The 20,466-nt window shown below is 60.1% G+C and carries 15 protein-coding genes; 13 read left to right on the top strand and 2 right to left on the bottom strand.

Annotation, left to right across the window (positions count from 1 at the left end; genetic code table 11):
* The first annotated feature begins 13 nt into the window (after window positions 1-13).
* From algK to K0P33_RS06505, 9 genes are all read left to right on the top strand, one after another.
* Window positions 14-1,531 carry an alginate biosynthesis TPR repeat lipoprotein AlgK gene (gene algK / locus K0P33_RS06545; protein ID WP_242154544.1) on the top strand — a complete coding sequence of 506 codons (1,518 nt, stop codon included), beginning with the start codon at window positions 14-16 and terminating at the stop codon, window positions 1,529-1,531.
* Entirely contained in the window at window positions 1,528-3,015 is a 1,488-nt protein-coding gene (locus tag K0P33_RS06540; protein WP_094952161.1) for an alginate export family protein, read from the top strand. Before algK ends, K0P33_RS06540 begins: the two co-directional genes overlap by 4 nt.
* Window positions 3,015-4,604 carry a mannuronan 5-epimerase AlgG gene (gene algG / locus K0P33_RS06535; RefSeq protein ID WP_094952160.1) on the top strand — a complete coding sequence of 530 codons (1,590 nt, stop codon included), beginning with the start codon at window positions 3,015-3,017 and terminating at the stop codon, window positions 4,602-4,604. The genes K0P33_RS06540 and algG overlap by 1 nt, the downstream gene beginning before the upstream one ends.
* A gap of 11 nt (window positions 4,605-4,615) precedes the next feature.
* Window positions 4,616-6,061 (top strand): alginate O-acetyltransferase, encoded by a 1,446-nt coding sequence (locus K0P33_RS06530; RefSeq protein ID WP_094952167.1) that lies wholly within the window; start codon window positions 4,616-4,618, stop codon window positions 6,059-6,061.
* Between the two features lie 24 nt (window positions 6,062-6,085).
* Window positions 6,086-7,195, top strand: coding sequence for a mannuronate-specific alginate lyase (locus tag K0P33_RS06525; RefSeq protein WP_094952159.1), 1,110 nt, complete (start codon window positions 6,086-6,088; stop codon window positions 7,193-7,195).
* A 240-nt stretch (window positions 7,196-7,435) separates the two neighbouring features.
* Window positions 7,436-8,968, top strand: a complete 1,533-nt coding sequence (locus K0P33_RS06520; protein WP_242154542.1) for an MBOAT family protein — start codon at window positions 7,436-7,438, stop codon at window positions 8,966-8,968.
* A gap of 11 nt (window positions 8,969-8,979) precedes the next feature.
* Window positions 8,980-10,164 carry an alginate O-acetyltransferase gene (locus tag K0P33_RS06515; protein WP_242154540.1) on the top strand — a complete coding sequence of 395 codons (1,185 nt, stop codon included), beginning with the start codon at window positions 8,980-8,982 and terminating at the stop codon, window positions 10,162-10,164.
* Between the two features lie 16 nt (window positions 10,165-10,180).
* The gene (locus tag K0P33_RS06510; RefSeq protein ID WP_094952156.1) at window positions 10,181-10,834 is read left to right on the top strand and encodes an alginate O-acetyltransferase AlgF; all 654 of its coding nucleotides are present in this window, start codon (window positions 10,181-10,183) and stop codon (window positions 10,832-10,834) included.
* Window positions 10,835-10,983: 149 nt separating this feature from the next.
* Entirely contained in the window at window positions 10,984-12,435 is a 1,452-nt protein-coding gene (locus tag K0P33_RS06505) for a mannose-1-phosphate guanylyltransferase/mannose-6-phosphate isomerase (protein ID WP_094952155.1), read from the top strand.
* A 137-nt stretch (window positions 12,436-12,572) separates the two neighbouring features.
* Here the strand turns inward: K0P33_RS06505 and K0P33_RS06500 are convergent, their stop codons facing one another.
* The gene (locus K0P33_RS06500) at window positions 12,573-16,289 is read right to left on the bottom strand and encodes a DUF6543 domain-containing protein (protein ID WP_094952154.1); all 3,717 of its coding nucleotides are present in this window, start codon (window positions 16,287-16,289) and stop codon (window positions 12,573-12,575) included.
* A gap of 253 nt (window positions 16,290-16,542) precedes the next feature.
* Here K0P33_RS06500 and K0P33_RS06495 point away from each other — a divergent pair, with 253 nt between their 5' ends.
* On the top strand, window positions 16,543-17,007 hold the full coding sequence (locus K0P33_RS06495; protein ID WP_094952153.1) for a multidrug transporter: 465 nt from the start codon (window positions 16,543-16,545) through the stop codon (window positions 17,005-17,007).
* 14 nt (window positions 17,008-17,021) lie between these two features.
* On the top strand, window positions 17,022-17,834 hold the full coding sequence (locus K0P33_RS06490) for an SDR family oxidoreductase (RefSeq protein WP_242154538.1): 813 nt from the start codon (window positions 17,022-17,024) through the stop codon (window positions 17,832-17,834).
* On the opposite strand, the gene K0P33_RS06485 is transcribed toward K0P33_RS06490, so the two are convergent.
* Window positions 17,831-18,688 carry a LysR family transcriptional regulator gene (locus K0P33_RS06485; protein WP_094952151.1) on the bottom strand — a complete coding sequence of 286 codons (858 nt, stop codon included), beginning with the start codon at window positions 18,686-18,688 and terminating at the stop codon, window positions 17,831-17,833. The genes K0P33_RS06490 and K0P33_RS06485 overlap by 4 nt on opposite strands.
* Window positions 18,689-18,799: 111 nt before the next feature.
* On the opposite strand from K0P33_RS06485, the gene K0P33_RS06480 reads away from it, so the two are divergent.
* The gene (locus tag K0P33_RS06480; protein WP_242154536.1) at window positions 18,800-19,990 is read left to right on the top strand and encodes an MFS transporter; all 1,191 of its coding nucleotides are present in this window, start codon (window positions 18,800-18,802) and stop codon (window positions 19,988-19,990) included.
* Window positions 19,987-20,388 (top strand): DUF4440 domain-containing protein, encoded by a 402-nt coding sequence (locus K0P33_RS06475; protein ID WP_094952149.1) that lies wholly within the window; start codon window positions 19,987-19,989, stop codon window positions 20,386-20,388. The genes K0P33_RS06480 and K0P33_RS06475 overlap by 4 nt, the downstream gene beginning before the upstream one ends.
* Window positions 20,389-20,466 lie beyond the last annotated feature (78 nt).

Raw genomic sequence — 20,466 nt, 5'->3', positions numbered from 1 at the left:
CGAGGACATGCCTGTGAACCCTATTTCAAAAACAGCACTGACCCATGTGGGAGCCGGGCTTGCCCGCGATGCAGGCGACTCGGTTTTTCAGATGCACCGAGGTGAGCCCATCGCAGGCAAGCCAGCTCCCACACAGAGCAGATCGCACTTCGCCGCGGCCTACTGCGCGCTGGCACTGGCAGTTTCTTTGGCCGGTTGCGCCGGCCTGCCCGACCAGCGCCTGGCCAACGAAGCCCTCAAGCGTGGCGACACCGTCACCGCCCAGCAGAACTACCAGCAGCTGGCGGACCTGGGTTACAGCGAGGCCCAAGTAGGCCTGGCCGATATCCAGGTGACCACCCGCGACCCCGAGCAAATCCGCCAAGCCGAAGCCACTTACCGCGCGGCCGCCGATACCTCGCCACGGGCCCAAGCCCGCCTGGGTCGCCTGTTGGTGGCCAAGCCGGGTGCCACCGAGGCCGAGCAGCACGAGGCTGAAGGTTTGCTGAAAAAAGCCTTTGCCAATGGCGAAGGCAACACCCTGATCCCGCTGGCCATGCTGTACCTGCAATACCCGCACAGCTTCCCCAACGTGAATGCCCAGCAGCAGATCACCAAATGGCAAGCAGCGGGTTACCCGGAAGCAGGTCTAGCCCAGGTGCTGCTGTATCGCACCCAGGACACCTACGACCAGCACTTGGATGATGTAGAGCGCATCTGCAAGGCTGCGCTGAACACCACCGACATCTGCTACGTCGAGCTGGCCACGGTCTACCAGAAAAAAGCCGAGCCGGAAAAACAGGCCGAACTGCTCAAGCAAATGGAAGCAGGCTACAGCCGTGGCACCGTCACCGCCCAGCGTGTTGATAGCGTTGCGCGTGTCTTGGGCGATGCGACCCTGGGCAAGACCGATGAAAAAACCGCGCAAGCCCTGCTGGAAAAAATCGCCCCCGGCTACCCCGCTTCCTGGGTCAGCCTGGCGCAACTGCTCTACGACTTCCCCGAACTGGGCGACGTCGACCAGATGATGAAATACCTGGACAACGGCCGCGCCGCCGACCAGCCGCGCGCCGAGCTATTGCTGGGCAAGCTCTACTACGAAGGCAAGTGGGTGCCGGCAGACGCCAAGGCCGCCGAAGCGCATTTCGAAAAAGCCGTGGGCAAGGAAGTCGCCGCCGATTACTACCTCGGCCAGATCTACCGCCGTGGCTACCTGGGCAAGGTCTACTCGCAAAAAGCCCTCGACCACTTGCTGACCGCTGCGCGCAACGGCCAGAACAGCGCCGACTTCGCCATCGCGCAATTGTTTTCCCAAGGCAAGGGCACCAAGCCCGACCCATTGAACGCCTACGTCTTCAGCCAGTTGGCGAAAGCCCAGGACACGCCAGAGGCCAATGACTTGGCCACGCAGCTCGAAGCCCCGCTCACGCCAGAGCAACGCGCCGAAGGCCAACGCCTGGTGCAACAGGAGCTGGCGACACGCGGCACCCTGGCCCAGAGCACGCTGCAACTGCACGCCCTGCAAGAAGAAGACGGCGAGGAATCCCTATGAAGCTCAACCCATTCGTCAAGGCCGGCATCGGCCTGACCTTCGCCCTGCTGTGGTCGTGCCCGACCCTGGCCGCGCTGACCGAAGCCAAGAACTTCGGCCTGGAAGTCAAAGCCACCGCGCAGTCCGAAGATGACCGCGACCTCGGTACCCAGAAAGGCGGCGACGTCAACGGTATCGGCCTCGACCTGCGCCCGTGGGTCTACGGCGAAAGTGGCGCGTGGAGCGCCTACGCCATGGGCCAGGCGGTCGTGTCGAGCGACATCATCGAGACCGACCCCCTGCAACAATCGGCCGATGACGAAAATCAGCAAACCACCAACAACGACCGCAAGTCCAAGAAAAACTACCTGGCCATGCGCGAGTTCTGGGTCGGCTACAGCGGTTTCACGCCTTACCCGGGCGAGCTGCTCAAGCTGGGTCGCCAACGCCTGCGCAATGACGACGGCCAATGGCGCGACACCAATATCGAAGCGCTGAACTGGACCTTCGACACCACCCTGCTCAAGGCCAATGTCGGCGTTGCCGAACGCTTCAGCGAATACCGCACCGACCTCAAGGAGCTGTCGCCCAAGGACAAGGACCGCCAGCACCTCTACGCCGACGCCGCCTACCAGTGGACGCCCGGCCAGTGGATCGGCCTGCGCGCCCACCACACCCATGACGACGGCAAGCTCGACTACCCGGAACCGGGCGTGGCCACCGACTCGTTGGACAAACGCGAAAACGGCGACCTGACCTGGCTCGGCATCGAAGCCAACAGCGACGCCTACAACTGGCGCAACACCAACACGGTCAATTACTGGGCCAGCGTCACCGGCATGAGAGGCGACCGCAACACGGTCAACGCCTTGAACGCCGACGGCTCACGTCCGACAGAAGCCAAGCGCAGCGATGACGTGAGTGGCTGGGCTACCGACCTGGGTATCCGCCTGCGTCTGGATCCGCAGTGGCAAGTCGGCGCGGCTTATTCGCGTGCGAGTGCCAACTACGAGCAGAACGGCCTGCAGAGCAACCGTTCGAACTGGACCGGCACCCAGTCCCGCGTGCACCGCTTCGGCGAAGCGTTTCGCGGCGAGATGAACAACGTGCAGTCCATGAGCCTGTTCGGTTCCTGGCAACTGCGCGAGGACTATGACGCCAGCCTGGTCTATCACAAGTTCTGGCGCGTCGACGGCAACAAGCCGGTGGGCAGCAACGGTATCGATGCCGTGCAGAACAACACCGACGACGTGACCGGCGCGATCCTGTCCAGCACTTCCCTGCCGCTTGAAGACGGCAAGAAAGACTTGGGCCAGGAGATGGACGTGGTAGTCACCAAGTACTTCAAGAAAGGCCTGCTGCCGGCCGCGCTGAGCCAGTCGATCGACGAACCGTCGGCCCTGGTGCGCTTCCGGGCGGGTGTGTTCAAGCCGGGTGATGCCTATGGCAGCCAGGTCGACTCGTACATGCACCGCGCGTTTGTCGACGTGATCTGGAAATTCTGATGGGAGCCTGCGCAATGAACCCTCAAGCCCTCAAAGGCTCGGTCAGCCTGCTGGTCGCAGCCATGCTGCTGGCCAGCACTTCGGCCTTTGCCGACGGTGCGGCGGTGAAGGCGCCGACCATCGCCAAAGAACTGCAACAGGCCAAGACCTACACCATTTCCAGCCCGCCAACCGCGCCGCTGGAAATGGCTAAACCGGCCCTGCCGGACCTGTCGGGCTACACCGCCGCAGCGATGGAAAAGAAGATCGTCAGAAGCAAGACGGGCAAAGTCAGCATCCGACGCATGATGCAGGAAGACGCCCTCAAGGACTTCATCGGCGGCGACAACAAGATGGCCGAATGGGTGGTTCGCCAGCACGGCATTCCCCAGGCGATCTTTGTCGACGACGGCTACATGAACCTCAAGGACCTGCTCGGCAAAGTGCCCAAGCAGTACCTCAGCGAAACCTCGCCGGGTGTGTTCCTGGCCAAGTTGCCGATCGTGGTCGGGCGCAAGGGCATCCTCGAAATCGACAAGAAGACTCAGGAGTTGCGCCTGTCACAACAAGCCGGCTCGTTCCTGATCAACGACGGCCAGCTGTTTGTGCGTGACACCAAGATCACCGGCTGGAACGAAAAAACCAATGGCCCGGCGCTGTTCCAGTCGCCCAAGGAATTCCGCCCGTTCCTGCTGGCCTGGGGCGGTACCGAGACCTACGTCGCCAACAGCAAGATGGCCAGCTTCGGCTATGCCAACAGTAAGTCGTACGGGGTGAGTATTTCCCAGTACACGCCGAACATGGCCAAGGTGCTCAAGCGCCCTGAGCCGACCGGTTGGATCATCGATTCCGAGTTCTCGGACATGTGGTACGGCTTCTACTGCTACGAAACCACAGGTTTTGTGCTCAAGGGCAATACCTACAAAGACAACATCGTCTACGGCATTGACCCGCACGACCGTTCCCACGGCCTGATCATCGCCGACAACACCGTCTACGGCACCAAGAAGAAGCACGGCATCATCATTTCCCGGGAAGTGAACGACAGCTTTATCTTCAACAACCGAAGCTACGACAACAAGCTCTCGGGCCTAGTGATCGACCGTAACAGCGTGAACAACCTGATCGCCGACAACGAGATTTACCGCAACCACACCGACGGCATCACGCTCTATGAGAGCGGCGACAACCTGCTGTGGGGCAACAAAGTGATCGCCAACCGTCGCCACGGCATTCGCATCCGTAACAGCGTGAACATTCGCCTGTACGAAAACACCTCGATGGCCAACGGCCTGACCGGCGTGTACGGCCACATCAAGGATTTGACCGACACCGACCGCGACATCGCCCTCGACCCGTTCGACGCCAAGGTCTCGCTGATCGTGGTTGGCGGTGAGCTTGCCGGTAACGGCAGCGGGCCGCTGTCGATCGATTCGCCATTGAGTGTCGAACTGTATCGCGTGTCGATGCTGGCGCCGACCAAATCCAGCGGCATCAGCTTCAACGGCGTGCTGGGTGATCGGCAGGAAGAAATTCTCGACCTGTTGGTGCGCCAACAGAAAGCCGTGCTGATCGACCCTGTCGAACGCCAGACCGAAATGCAGGACTGAGGATGACCCTTATGCACCCACACATGATCAAACTGCTGAGCCTCTCGGGTCTGACCCTCGGCCTGCTGGCGGCCAGCCAAGGCGTACGCGCCGACGAAATCAAGGCGCCGACCTTCACTGCCGAACCGTGCTGCAGCCTGTGCCCGGCTGCCCACGACGCGAAAAACTACACCACGCGTTACCAGCAGAACTTCACCACTCTGGTGCAAGCCCAGGGCGACTGGCTGTTCCGTACCCAGGAAGACCTGCGCACCGAATTCGACACCAGCCCCGCCGGCTACAAACGCATGCAACAGCTGCACGATGCGTTCAAGGCCAAGGGCGTGGAGCTGGTGGTGGTGTACCAGCCGACCCGTGGCCTGGTAAACCGCAACAAGCTCAACCCCGACGAGAAAGCCAAGTTCGATTTCGACAAGGCGCTGGGCAACTACAAGACCATGCTCGGCCGTTTCGCCAAGATGGGTTACGTGGTGCCGGACCTGTCGCCGCTCACCAATGAGCAACTGCCGGATGAACTGCCGGCCCACGATTTCTACTTCCGTGGCGACCAACACTGGACGCCATACGGTGCCCAGCGCACGGCGAAAATCGTCGGTGCCAAAGTGCGTGCCATGCCCGAGTACGCCGAGATTCCCAAGCGCGAATTCGAGACCAAGCGCTCGGGCCGCATGGGCAAGACCGGCACCCTGCACAACATGGCCGGGCAACTGTGCGGCACCAGCTACGCGATCCAGTACATGGACCAGTTCACCACTGAGCCCAAGGGCGAAGCGGGCGACGGCGACCTGTTCAGCGATTCGGGCAACCCGCAGATCACCCTGGTGGGCACCAGCCACAGTGGCAAGAACTACAACTTCGCCGGTTTCCTCGAACAGGAAATCGGTGCCGACATCCTCAACGTCGCCTTTCCTGGCGGTGGCCTCGAAGGTTCGATGATCCAGTACCTGGGCAGCGAAGAATTCCAGAAAACCCCGCCAAAGATTCTGATCTGGGAGTTCTCGCCGCTGTATCGCCTCGACCAGGAGACCATCTACCGCCAGATGATGTCGCTGCTCGACAACGGCTGCGAAGGCAAGACTGCGCAGATGACCGCCAGCACGACGTTGAAACCCGGCAAGAACGAATTGCTGGTTAACAGTTCGAACAAAGACCTGCGCAACGCCAACCATCAGGTTGATATCCGCTTCGCCGACCCGTCGGTGAAAACCCTGCAAGCCACCCTCTGGTACATGAACGGGCGCCACGAGGACATCAAGATCGAGAAACCCGAAACATCCGACACAGACGGGCGTTTCGCCTTTGAACTGCGCACCGATGAAGACTGGGCCTCGCAGAACTTGCTGGCCGTGGAAGTACAAGGCCCCGAAGCGGGCGCTGCCGCGCAGAAAGTCGAAGCGAAAATTTGCACACGCAACGTATTCCCGGCCAGCGGTCAACAGACCGCTTCAAGGCCGTGAAATAAGCGCGCAATGAGGTTACCTATGCAGAAGTTATTGATTCCATCGTTGCTGGGCCTGGCGATCTTCGCCGGCGCAGCCAACGCCGCCGCCCCGCTGCGTCCGCCTCAGGGCTACTTCGCACCGATCGAAGCGTTCAAGACCGGCGACTTCAAAAATGACTGCGACGCCATGCCGGCGCCGTACACCGGCTCGCTGCAATTTCGCAGCAAGTACGAAGGTTCGGACAAAGCCCGTTCCACCCTGAATGTGCAATCCGAAAAAGCCTTTCGCGACAGCACCGCCGACATCACCAAGCTGGAAAAAGACACCAGCAAGCGCGTGATGCAGTTCATGCGCGACGGTCGCCCGCAGCAGCTGGAATGCACGCTCAATTGGCTTACGAGCTGGGCCAAGGCGGATGCGTTGATGTCCAAGGACTTCAACCACACCGGTAAGTCCATGCGCAAATGGGCGCTGGGCAGCATGGCTTCGGCCTATGTGCGACTGAAGTTCTCCGACTCGCACCCGCTGGCCAACCACCAGCAGGAATCGCAGTTGATCGAAGCCTGGTTCAGCAAAATGGCCGATCAGGTCGTCAGCGATTGGGACAACCTGCCGCTGGAAAAAACCAACAACCACTCCTACTGGGCCGCCTGGTCGGTGATGGCCACGTCCGTCGCCGTCAACCGCCGTGACCTGTTTGATTGGGCGGTGAAGGAATACAAGGTCGGCGCCAACCAGGTCGATGACCAGGGCTTTTTGCCGAATGAATTGAAGCGCCAGCAACGGGCTTTGTCGTACCACAACTACGCACTGCCGCCGCTGTCGATGATCGCCAGTTTTGCCTTGGTCAACGGTGTGGATCTGCGCCAGGAAAACAACGGCGCGTTGAAACGCCTGGGCGACAAAGTGCTGGCCGGGGTCAAAGACCCGGAGATCTTCGAGAAGAAGAACGGTAAAGAGCAGGACATGAAGGACCTCAAGGAGGACATGAAATTCGCCTGGCTTGAGCCCTTCTGCACCCTCTACACCTGCGCCCCGGATGTGATCGAGCGCAAGCACGGCATGCAGCCGTTCAAGACCTTCCGGCTGGGCGGTGACCTGACCAAGGTCTACGACCCGACGCATGAAAAAGGCAACAAAGGCAACTGATACACAGCTCCCACACCTGGACTCGGTCCAAAAGTGGGCGCTGGCTTTATGTGGGAGCTGGCTTGCCTGCGATGCAGACACCTCGGTGATTCAGACAAATCGAGTTGATCCCATCGCGGGCAAGCCCGGCTCCCACACAAGCCAGCTCCCACACTGAAACGTGTACACCCTCCCGAATTTGATGGGGGGTTTGGGGGGGCCGTTGGCCCTTGACTGTCTGTTAAACATGGAGAGATCGGGATGGTTTTCTCGTCCAATGTGTTCCTGTTTCTGTTCTTGCCGATCTTTCTCGGCTTGTATTACTGGAGCGGGCAACGCTATCGCAACCTGCTGCTGCTACTGGCCAGCTATGTGTTCTACGCCTGGTGGCGAGTGGACTTCCTGGCGCTGTTCGCCGCCGTCACGCTGTGGAATTACTGGATCGGCCTCAAGGTCGGTGCGGCCGGCGTGCGCACCAAGCCGGCTCAACGCTGGCTGCTGCTCGGCGTGGCAGTCGACCTGTGCATCCTCGGCTACTTCAAGTACGCCAACTTCGGCGTCGACAGCATCAACGTGATGATGAAGTCGGCGGGCCTGGAGCCGTTCATTCTCACTCACGTGCTGTTGCCGATCGGGATCTCGTTCTACGTCTTCGAGTCCATCAGCTACATCATCGACGTGTACCGCGGCGACACCCCGGCCACCCGTAACCTCATCGACTTTGCGGCGTTCGTGGCGATCTTCCCGCACTTGATTGCCGGCCCCGTGTTGCGCTTTCGCGACCTGGCCGACCAGTTCAACAACCGCACGCACACCCTCGACAAATTCTCCGAGGGCTGCACGCGGTTCATGCAGGGTTTCATCAAGAAAGTCTTCATCGCCGACACCCTGGCGGTGGTGGCCGACCATTGCTTTGCCCTGCAAAATCCGACCACGGGCGATGCGTGGCTCGGCGCGCTGGCCTACACCGCGCAGCTGTACTTCGACTTCTCCGGCTACAGCGACATGGCCATTGGTTTGGGCTTGATGATGGGTTTTCGCTTCATGGAAAACTTCAAACAGCCGTACATCAGCCAGTCGATCACCGAGTTCTGGCGCCGCTGGCACATCAGCTTGTCGACCTGGCTGCGTGACTACCTGTACATCACCCTGGGCGGCAACCGTAAAGGCACGCTGACCACTTACCGCAACCTGTTCCTGACCATGCTGCTCGGTGGCCTGTGGCACGGTGCGAACATCACCTACATCGTGTGGGGCGCCTGGCACGGCATGTGGCTGGCGATTGAAAAAGCCATCGGCCTCAACACCGCGCCGCGCAGTTTCAACGTGGTGCGCTGGGCCTTCACCTTCCTGCTGGTGGTGATGGGCTGGGTGATCTTCCGCTCGGAGAACCTGCACGTCGCCGGCCGTATGTACGGTGCGATGTTCAGCTTTGGCGAGTGGTCACTGTCGGAGCTCAACCGCGCCAACCTCACTGGCCTGCAAGTGGCAACCCTGGTGGTGGCGTACGCAACGCTGGCGTTCTTCGGCCTGCGCGACTTCTACACCAACCGCCCTGCCGAGAAAGCCAAGCCGGCCGACCCGAGCCTGATCAAGGCCGTGCCGGGTGACAACCCGGACAGCATCCACCAGCCAGGTTTCACCGTCGGCCAGGACGCCGCCGTGCAACCGGCTTACTGGACCGCTGACTGGCCACGCTACGCCATGCGCGCTGCGGTACTGCTGCTGTTTGTGGCATCGATCTTGAAACTGTCGGCGCAGAGTTTCTCGCCGTTCCTTTACTTCCAATTCTGAGGGAGCCGACCATGACCCGTTCATTCCGCGTCCTCTATATCGCGCTGTTCCTACTGGTGCTGCTGGCCCTGGGCGCCTGGTCGATGCGCAGCTTCTTCGGCTTCAGCACCAATGCCGACGCGACGGTGCTCAACGGCCGCTGGACCAAGGCCGTCGAGACCCACTACGACGACCAGTTCCCGATCAAGCGTATCGGCACCAACCTGTGGGCGGCGCTGGACTACAAGCTGTTCAACGAAGGCCGCCCTGGCGTGGTGCTGGGCCGCGATCACTGGCTGTACAGCGACGAGGAGTTCAACCCCGCCGTCAATGAAGACCAGAACCTTGAGGGCAACTACGCGCTGGTCGAAGGCGTACGCCAGAAACTCAAGGCCCAGGGCATTCAATTGGTGATGGCGATTGTGCCGGCCAAGGTGCGCTTGTACCCAGAACACTTGGGCGAAGTGAAACCAGCGAGCATCCACGCCAACCTGTACCAGGACTTCCATGCCCGTGTCGCCGCCGACAAGATCATCGCCCCTGACCTGCTTGGGCCCCTGCAACAGGCCAAGCTGGGCGGCCAGCAAGTGTTCCTGCGTACCGACACCCACTGGACGCCGGACGGCGCCGAAATCGCTGCCAAGCAATTGGCCAAGGTGATTAGCGAAAAGACCCCGCTCAGTGGCGAGCCACAGCGCTTTGTCACCGAAGCTGAAAAGACCGAACCGCACAAAGGCGACCTGCGTCTGTTCCTGCCGCTGGACCCGCTGTTTGAAAACCTGATGCCGCCCAAAGAACCGCTGCAAAAACGCGTGACGCATTTGGCTGAAAACAAAGGCGACGACGCGCTGTTCAGCAACAGCGAAACCCCGGTGGCACTGGTCGGCACCAGCTACAGCGCCAACCCTAACTGGAACTTCGTCGGCGCGCTCAAGCAAGCCTTGCACAGCGATGTCATCAACTACTCCGAAGACGGCCACGGCCCGATTCTGCCGATGCTCAGCTACCTGAAAAGCGACGACTTCAAGAACAGCCCGCCACAGGTGCTGATCTGGGAGTTTCCTGAACGTTATCTGCCCGTCAACAACGAAATCGGTGACGCCGACCCGCAGTGGGTTGCGCAGCTTAAAAAAGCCGGTTCGCGCCAACAGAACATGGCACTGAATACACCCGCTAAACACCAAAAATCCGAGACGCCCGACCGGGCGCAAAACTGAAAGAGAGGTAACTCACATGACTTTCACTACTACTGCGCGTCATCTCGCTAAGACTCTGGCCCTGGCTGCCGGTATGAGCTTGGTATCCCTGTCCGCCTTCGCCGGTGACGCTGCCTTGTACGGCCCTGTCGCACCGAAAGGCTCAAGCTTCGTGCGTGTCTACAACGCTTCCAACCAAGAAGTGAGCGCCACCGTCGGCGCGACCAACCTGAGCGACGTTGCGCCACTGGCCAGCAGTGACTTCAGCTTCATGCCCGGCGGCGACTACAGCGCCAAGGTCGGCAGCCAGACCGTGCCGGTCAAACTCGCCGCCGACCACTACTACACCCTGGTCAACAGTGGCAGCGGCCAGCCGCAACTGATCGAAGAACCTCCATTCAAGAACAAGCAGAAATCCCTGGTACGCGTGCAGAACCTCAGCGACAAGGCCCTGACCCTGAAAACCGCCGACGGCAAGACCGACGTGGTCAAGTCGGTGGCCGCCAAAGGCCGTGGCGAGCGTGAAATCAACCCGGTGAAGGTGAGCCTGGCGTTGTATGACGGCGACAAGAAAGTCGGTGATGTGAAGCCGGTTGCGTTGGAACGTGGTGAAGCGGCGGTGCTGTATGTGACCGGTTCTGGTTCGAGCATTTCGCCAGTCTGGGTCAAGCGCCCAGTGTCGACCCGCTGATTAGCTTTTGAAATTGACGCTCCCCCTGTAGGAGCCGGGCTTGCCCGCGATGCTGACACCTCAGTGCATCAGTGACACCGAGGTGATGCCTTCGCGAGCAAGCCCGCTCCCACAGGCTCTGACCCAAATCGATTCAAGGAGAAACATCCATGATCCCAGTAATCCTTTCCGGTGGTAGCGGCTCACGTCTTTGGCCGCTTTCCCGTAAACAGTTCCCGAAACAATTCCTGGCCCTGACCGGTGAGCACACGCTGTTCCAGCAAACCCTGGAGCGCCTGGTGTTCGAAGGCATGGACTCCCCAATCGTGGTCTGCAACAAGGACCACCGTTTTATCGTTAATGAGCAACTGAGCACGCGTAAGCTTGAGTGCCAGCGCATCCTGATGGAACCGTTCGGGCGCAATACCGCACCGGCTGTGGCCCTGACCGCGATGATGCTGGTCAACGAAGGCCGCGACGAACTGATGCTGGTGCTGCCGGCCGACCACGTGCTCGACGACCAGAAAGCCCTGCAGCGCGCCCTGGCCCTGGCCACCGTGGCGGCCGAGCGTGGCGAGATGGTGCTGTTCGGCGTGCCAGCAACCCGTCCGGAAACCGGTTATGGCTACATCAAGTCCACCAACGATTCGCTGCTGCCCGAAGGCGTGAGCCGCGTACAGCAGTTCGTGGAAAAACCCGATGAAAAACGCGCCGTCGAGTTCGTTAAAAGCGGCGGTTACTTCTGGAACAGCGGCATGTTCCTGTTCCGTGCCAGCCGCTTCCTCGAAGAGCTGAAAAAGCACGATCCGGACATCTACGACACGTGCCTGCTGACCCTGGAACGCAGCGAGCAAACCGCCGACACCGTGACCTTCGACGAAGCCACCTTCGCTTGCTGCCCGGACAATTCCATCGACTACGCCGTGATGGAAAAAACCCAGCGCGCCTGCGTGGTGCCGCTGAGTGCGGGTTGGAGCGACGTGGGTTGCTGGGCTTCGTTGTGGGCGGTTAACGACAAAGACGCCAACGGCAACGTCAGCAAAGGCGACGTGGTGATCCAGGACAGCCGCAACTGCATGATCCACGGCAACGGCAAGCTGGTCTCGGTGATCGGCCTGGACAACATCGTGGTGGTGGAAACCAAGGACGCGATGATGATTGCCCACAAGGACAAGGTCCAGGGCGTCAAGCAGATGGTCAGCACCCTCAACGAGCAGGGCCGCAGCGAAACCCAGAACCACTGCGAAGTCTATCGCCCATGGGGTTCCTACGACTCGGTGGACATGGGCGGGCGGTTCCAGGTCAAGCACATCTCGGTAAAACCGGGCGCGTGCCTGTCACTGCAAATGCACCACCACCGCGCCGAACACTGGATCGTTGTCAGCGGCACGGCCGAAGTCACCTGTGACGAAAACGTGTTCCTGCTCTGCGAGAACCAGTCCACCTACATCCCGATCGCCTCGGTGCACCGCCTGCGCAACCCAGGCAAGATCCCGTTGGAGATCATCGAAGTGCAATCGGGCAGCTACTTGGGCGAAGACGATATCGAGCGGTTCGAAGATATCTACGGCCGCTCCACACCAGTTGAGCGTGGCGTGTCGGTGAAAACTATCGCGCAGTAAAACAGTCGTAAAAGAAGCCCTCACCCAGCCCATTGCGTCCCCTATCCGCAGTGGGTTGGGTGGGGGCTTTTTCTTTCTGTTTACGCTGACTGCGAGGCCATGATTGGCCCCACCCAATACCGGCCAGTGCTATAGGCTCATATTTTTAAGCGCGTTAGACCACTACTAATAATGCGACTGACGGGGTCACGATCAGGACCGCCCCTGTACTTCAAAGGGATGGAGTGCGGTACATCCACATAGAAAATATGCGGGTTATCAGGGGTTTGAATCACGTTTAACCCTGACGTATTGATTTCATAGTAGTGCGACATTTTATCCAAGGCATTGCCATGTTTACGTTGTCCAAAAATGGTCTGTGAAATCTGCTTGGTCGGCATATCTCCTGGCGCCAGGTCCGTAAAGTAATGCCTGCCCCGGCCTCGGGGCAGATCAACACCTCTGAAGTCCTTACCTGACGAAGAAAGCATGTAATCGACGTTGATCGTGTCATGCGCCTTACGGCTGGTGTAGTGATAAAAAATATTTTTCCCTTTGACGGGTGGTTCCATCAGCGCCTTTTCGCCCGGAAAACTTTCAGGCACATTAGGCCGCTTAAAGGCAGGTTGACCGTTTGCCGCGCTACTGGAGCCGGAGCTGCCTGAAGAACTGCCCTGGCCCGCCGCACGTTTGGTCCCTTGGGACGTCACCGTAGGATTGGGAGCGCCTCCCGGCAATTGGCTCGATCGCCATTGACCGTTTCCGGCGCCCTGCAAAAACGCCTGTATTCTATAAATTTTTGGCGTAGTCAAGGGCAGGCTGGGGTCTACGATGGCAACGCGTTGATCCCGTGCATGGAAGGCCGAATCAATCTGGTACACCCTTTCAACCATGGTTTTGTCGGTAAAGCGCACGTACCAATTGTCGCCGACGTTGTAGGTGCCGTCTGGCCGCAAAGGGCGGCCTTTGATGACGTCATCCGACACGGCGACGGCGCTCAGGTCGAGCTGTGGGCCCGCAGTCGTCTTGGGCGTCGGGACGATGCCTGTAGAGGGCTGCAGGACCACCGGGTTTTTGAATACCGGCCGCAACGGTGCGGCACGAAGGGTGGGGATACCCGATGCGGTCACGGAAAAATCCGAATAGAGCGCACGCGCCACGCCCGGGTTTTTGATCAGCCTCGGCAGGATTCGAGTACCGGCGCGCAAAGCCGTCACGCCGGCCTTGCCTAAGCGAACGCCCATAGACACGCCTTTGCCAATAACTGGCAACAAGTCCATAAAGATCAAGGCCACTTCAACGCCAAACAAGGCTTTGTTGGTTTTCGATTGAGCCGCGACCTCTGCGCTGCTGACGGATTGGTGGTCCGCTTGGTCGATGACCAACGCTACTTTCTGCTTGTACAGTTCATCCTGAAAATTGCCATTAATGGGCGTGAGTGTGATGGGATCTTTCGTCAATTTGAGTATATTGACGAGCGCACCAACGGTGCGGCCTGGGCTTTTAGTCACATCGAGCGCGTATTCCTTGACTGCCCTGCCCGCCTTAACCACATCATCTTTACTAACCGGTGTTTTTCTACTCGCGGTGTAGAGCTTCCACTCTTTTTTATCCATCAAGGCATTCAGGGCACTCATATCGGCCACTTCGCGAATAGAAATACCGTCGGGTGCATCTGGCGTGTGCAGCACCAACTGCGGGTCAGTGGTATTGCCAATTACCATGACGCCCTGAACCGGCAAACCACGTTGGACAAGGGTATTGGCGACAATGTTTTTTCCATCAACCTGAGGTCGGTTGGCCGGGTCAGGATAATCAAGAACAGCCGCAAGCCACTGCGCCCCCCGTTTGCTGCTGGTGTCTTGGGTAGCCTGTGCCTTATAGGTGTCCGGGTTGAGTGCAGAGACAAACGCCTCTTTATCCAAACTGTCGCTCACGTTGGCTTTCCACGCTTTACGCAGCTCGCCTGCAGCCCCCGACTCGGCGTCCGTAGCCAACTCCTTTTTAAGCAGTTGGGTATACGCGCCTCCCACATCAACGGTATTGACCACACCCCTGAGCTGCGAGTCCTCCAGGACCACCTGCTTACCGTCATCTCCCAGGATGGGCTGGCCGTGAATATCGATCAGCGGCAGTTTGTAAACGGCTTGGGCGAAACGACCTCTCTGGAGCTCCGGAAATTCGCTGGGGTTTTTCAGCGCCAGATCCGTCAGCGACACTTCGTGGTTTCGGACACTGACCGTATTAGAACTACTGGACCCGCCACCGTGAAGATTAGACCTGACTTGCACCTGCACCATTAGCTTGTCCGCATCCACCTGCGCGGAGGGGTACAGCGTTTTGATGGCTTTGTTCATCTGATCTCGGGAAAAGACGCCCAAGGGCGGAATTTTTTCAAGCAACGGTGTCAGTGCCCGCCTGCTGTTTGCCTCGGAAAGCTCCAGGACATCAAACAGTTCGTTTTGCGCAGGGTTCAGGTTTTTCAGCCACTCAGGCGCCAACTTATCGGCCAGCTTTTCATCCCGCGCCGCCATGGCATTATCGCCACTGAGCAAGTACGACCAGTCAGCGGCATCATCGACTGTCTGCAATGCCTTTGGATCGTCCGCTAGTCGGGCAAAAGCCCCTTTGACTTCCTCTTGCTGGCGCTTGAGCATCCAGGGTATCCCCTCCGCCAGCACATCCCCCGTCAAGGGTTCAGCGCTCAACGTCACATCGTTACCAGAAGGGGGCTCCGGCCTGTTTTGCAACGACAATGGCAGCGTTTGCAGCAACAGTTCAGCACTGGCTCCGCCCGCATCAATGCGCTGTGCAACCGCCTGGCGTGCCTGAGCTGGGGTCGCGAACTCTTCGAGCCCTTCGCCGGGGGTGTAGAGTACGACCGGCCCATTAGCATCATCGAGTGGCAGGGTCCGCCCGTTCGTCCAGGTGGGTGGCGTGGCGTGGGAACCATCGGTGCTGGTGATGAGGAAGCTGCCCGCCATCAACGCACCCCGCTCAGTACCGTCATCGATGGTCAGCGGGTAGACACCAGGGCGTGCACCATTAGGAAAGGCTTGTTCCCGTTCGGCCAGCGTTGGGTATTGCAGCGCGACGTCGATCAATCGCTTGCTCGCATTGCTCATTGTTCCATCGCTGACGCGCAACGCGGCCAGGGTCGACAGTTGCTGCTTGTGCAACGTCAACACATGGTTTTGAGGAGATTCCACAACGTCGGGATCTCGCAACGTCGGGCGGGGGGTTGTCCAAAATGCCTGAAGGGCCTGCGCAAATTGCGTGACAACGCGCTGGGCAAGCTCATCCAGCGAGAATTTCGTTGCGACTGAGGCCCTCGTATAGGTAGCCGTGCTTGGGGCGAATACATCGGAACGCACAGCGCTGTCGTCTTCGACCTTCTTGTCAGGACTGGCCAGGCGTGCCGCAACCTTTCGGTTCAAGGCGTCCAGCAGCGGTTCCGAAGACAGCGTTTTCACGCTGCCATCGCGCAGTGTGGTCCGTTGCTCGAAGGTCAGGTCTTCTGGCTTCAGGTTCGGCCGGCCCGCCAACATTTGGGCCAGTTGCTGGTTCAGGAAATCTTGAAATTTCGGTTGCTGACTGTGCAAACGTTGCATGTCATGGGTTAGGTTGCGGTGCTGATAGTTGAATGCTTCCTGATTGCTGACATTGAATTGACTGACCAGTTGAGGGTACTGCACCTTGACCGGTGGTATTGCGGGGGAAGTGGGTAGAGGAATGCCCCCAGGCGCGTAGGTCAAAACAGGTGGAGAAGGCGCCAGCCTGTGTAAATTATTGGCAAGGGGGGCTTCGATTTCGTTTGAATCGTCGTGAGCGTGCGGGGTGATAAGGCGAGACGAATTTTGAGTGGATTGCAGCATAAAAGAGCCTTAATTGGAGGAATGGATGTCATCGCTACGCTCCCTGTAGGTCGCCAGATAAGTGACGGTTCAATGCGTGACGGTTCCCTCGCAAATGTAAGACGAAGTACCCTGGCACTATCAGCCAGCACCTGATGCCCTTGTAGGCACACTTGCGTAAAGTCCGTTCACTCCCCTTCCTCCTGGGACATGTACATAGGCAACCGCGCCCGACGACGGGTAGGATGGTTCATCCATTCGCGAGGCTGCCCCCATGTTCTTCGGCGTTCTTCTGATCATCACCTGGCTGATCCTGCTGCTGCGCTACCCCGCCAAGGCCTTGCCGGTATCCCTTGCCGCCGCCGTCGGCCTGGGCTTTGTGGCGATTTGGGTGGTGTGGCTGGACAACCGCGAAGCCTCACAACTGTCGCGCCTGGAACTGCGCATCAGCTATGCACCGCAGGAATGCCCGGCTGATCGCCCACTTAAACTGATCCTGAGTAACGGCAACGACGTACCGCTGACCGAGCTGCGCTGGCGCGTCGCGGCTTATGCGCCAGGCGACTCGGTCAACCTGGCCGACAACGTCTACGCTGCACCACGCTACCGCGGCCCAGGCGAGCTGCAGGCCGGCGCTACTTGGGACGACTGCCTGCCGACGCCACCGCTGCGCCCTGGCTACCGCCCGCAAACCCTGGAATTTCGCGCCGAGCACCTGCAAGGCAGCTTCTCGGACTGACAAAGGATTGATCCATGCCCAACGTACTGATCACTGGTTGCTCCAGCGGCATTGGCCGCGCCCTGGCTGATGCGTTCAAGTCCGCAGGCTTCGACGTGTGGGCCAGCGCGCGCCGCGAAGACGACGTCGCCGCCCTCGCCGCCGCCGGCTTCAACGCGGTGAAGCTGGACGTCAACGACAGCGCCGCCTTGCAGCACCTGGCCGAGCAGTGGGGCGAGCTGGATGTGTTGATCAACAACGCCGGCTACGGCGCCATGGGCCCGCTGCTCGACGGCGGCACCGAGGCGATGCAGCGCCAGTTCGAGACCAATGTGTTTTCCATCGTCGGCGTCACCCAGGCACTGTTTGCGGCGCTGCGTCGCAGCAAAGGCCTGGTGGTGAATATCGGCAGCGTTTCCGGGGTGCTGGTCACGCCGTTTGCCGGGGCTTATTGCGCGTCGAAAGCGGCGGTGCACGCATTGAGCGATGCCTTGCGCATGGAGCTGGCACCGTTTGGTGTGCGGGTATTGGAAGTACAGCCGGGGGCCATCGATACGCGTTTCGCGAAAAACGCCGGAGCCCAGGCTGAGCTGTTGATCAACGAAAAATCGCCCTGGTGGCCGTTGCGCGAAGGCATTCGCGCGCGCTCCCAGGCCTCGCAGAACAACCCGACCTCAGCCGAGCAATTCGCGGCGCAGGTGTTGAAGGCTGTGCAACAGCCCACGCCGCCACGGCTGCTGCGTGCGGGCAATGGCAGCCGCGCGCTGCCGTTGATGGCAGCCTTGTTGCCCAAGGCATTGCTGGAGACGGTGTTGAAGAAGCGCTTTGGGCTGACGGGTTCACTCTAACCCTTCATAAAATCAATAAACGCCCGCACCTTCAGCGGTAAATGCCGGGTGTCCGGGTACATCGCGTAGATCCCCTGCGGCGCAAAGCGATGGTCGGCCAGTAACCGCACCAGCCGCCCCGCGTCCAGATCCTCCTGCACCAGCCACTGCGGCAGCACTGCCACGCCGTGGCCGCGCACGGCGAACGCTTGAAGCACGGCGGCGCTGTCGGCCACCAGCGCCGTAGGGCCGGGGCGGTATTGATGCTCGCCACCGGCCGGGTCGGTCACGCTCAGTTCGGTTAAACGGCCATGGCCCAGTTTGGGCACCTGCTCCAACTCATCCAACGTTTGCACCCCGGCAAACTCGGGCGCCGACACCGCAAACACTTCGAAGGTCGACAACTGCACTGCGCGGTGGTTGGAGTCCAGCAGGCGGCCCAACCGAATCGCCACGTCAAAGCGTTCCGAGATCAAATCGGCGTGGGTGGAGGATGTGGATAAGTGAATGTTCAGATCCGGGTGCAAGCGGCGGAAGGCTTCCACCGCCGGGGCGACCACGGCCAGCGCGTACTCCACGGTGGTGGTGATGCGCAGCGTGCCTTTGAGCTGGGCGTGTTCGGAGCGCGCTTCTTCTACCGCCAGTCGCGCTTCTTCGAGCATGCGCGTGCAACGCAGGTAGAAGCGTTCGCCGGCATCGGTCAGCGCCAGTTGGCGGGTGTTGCGGGTCAGCAAAGTGACACCCAGTTCCGCTTCCAGGCGCTTGAGGTTGAAGCTGACTACGGCGCGGGTCTGGCCCAGCATATCCGCCGCAGCGGTGAGCGAACCGGCTTCTACTACAGCCTTGAAGGTGTCGAATCGGTCCAGGCTGACCATCGGCCGCGCCCTCCTTTGTCAAAATATTTTTGACAAACTAACAGGCAAACCGGCGTATCCCAAACCCTGCAGGCGGCCTACCCTGCCCGCTTCACTCGCAGGATCGCGTTCATGACCTACCGCTCGAAAGTCGCCTGGATCTTCTTACTCGGCTTCGCCCTGGACCTGGTGAACATGTTTGTCGCCACGGTCGCCTACCCGGACATCGCCCGCGAGCTGCATGCCTCAGTGACGCAACTGGCCTGGATCAGCAACGCCTACATGCTGGGGCTGACCGTGATCATCCCTTTGAGTGTGTGGCTGGCGGCGATACTGGGTGAACGCACGCTGATCGCGGCGAGCCTGCTGTTATTCGCGGGGGCTTCGGTGATGGTCGGCCAGGCGGGTTCAATCGAAACGTTGATTGGCTGGCGCGCGCTGCAAGGCTTGGGCGGTGGTTTGCTGATTCCCGTGGGGCAAGCCATGGCTTACCGGCATTACCCGGCGGCAGAACGCAGCCAACTCACGGCGCGGGTGATGTCGGTAGCCCTGCTGGTACCGGCGCTGTCCCCGGCGTTGGGTGGGCTGATCGTCGACAGCGTGTCATGGCGCTGGATCTTCTACGCCAACCTACCGCTGGCGTTGCTCACGCTGCTGCTGGCACTGCTGTGGATAAAACCTGACGCGCCGGCAACGGTGCACCCGGCCTTGGCCCTGGGCAGTATTTTCAAACAGATCCGCAGCCCGATGCTGCGCGTGGCGATGCTGGTCTATCTGTTCATCCCCGGCGTATTTATCGGCACCAGCCTGATCGCCATCCTCTACCTGCGCGGCCTGGGCTACGACGCCACACGCACCGGCGCGCTGATGTTGCCGTGGGCGCTGGCGTCGGCGCTGGCGATTTTCCTGAGCAAAAAAATGTTCAACCGCAGCGGCCCCAAACCCTTGCTGCTGGCGGGCATGGCCCTGCAATGTGTCGGCATTCTGCTGCTGACAAAACCCGAACCGGCCTTGATTATTCTGGCCTATACGTTGATGGGCCTGGGCGGCAGCCTGTGCAGCAGCACCGCACAGACCCTGGCGTTTCTCGACATACCCGCCGAGCGTATGGGCCATGCCAGTGCCCTGTGGAACATCAATCGGCAAGTCAGCTTCTGCCTGGGCGCTGCCGCCCTCAGTGCGTTGTTGTCGGCCTTGGATTCCTTTGCCATAACCTTCACGATGGCCGCAGCCCTGACATTGTTGCCCCTTTTTGCCGTGTTGCGCCTGGATGCGTCCAGGGTACGCACACTGCTTCACCCTGCCAGCGAGTCCCAGCAATGATTGATTACAGCGATTTTTTTGAGGAAGTGATCCAGACCCACGTCGAGATCGAACAATGGTTTGCCGGCGTTGCGCCCCAGGAAACTCTGGAAACCTTGCTTGCGCGGTTCTCACCTGAATTCAGCATGGTCGCGCCCGCCACGGGGACTAGGGTGAATGCAGCCGGCGTTAAAGCGCTGTTCACACGTTTGGGCGGCATGCGCCCGGGGTTGAAGATCACCTTGAGCGAAATGGCCGGTATTGACCGGCATGCACGCGGCGCGACGGTGACTTACCGCGAGCATCAGGTTGACGACAGCGGCACGCAAACCGATCGCCGCGCCACCGTGGTGTTTGAAAAACAGGCCAGCGGCGCGCTGTTGTGGCGCCATTTGCACGAAACCTTCATCAAGGCCTGACGCGGTCAAAAAATGTGGGCGCTGGCTTGCCTGCGATAACGGTGGGTCAACTGCACATCCTTCAACTGACAGTCCCCC

Origin of the sequence: Pseudomonas sp. ArH3a (assembly GCF_022648765.1) — a bacterium.
Classification (GTDB): Bacteria; Pseudomonadota; Gammaproteobacteria; order Pseudomonadales; family Pseudomonadaceae; genus Aquipseudomonas.
The sequence above is the reverse complement of the archived record's forward strand: the minus strand, read 5'-3'. Positions and strand labels throughout refer to the sequence as shown.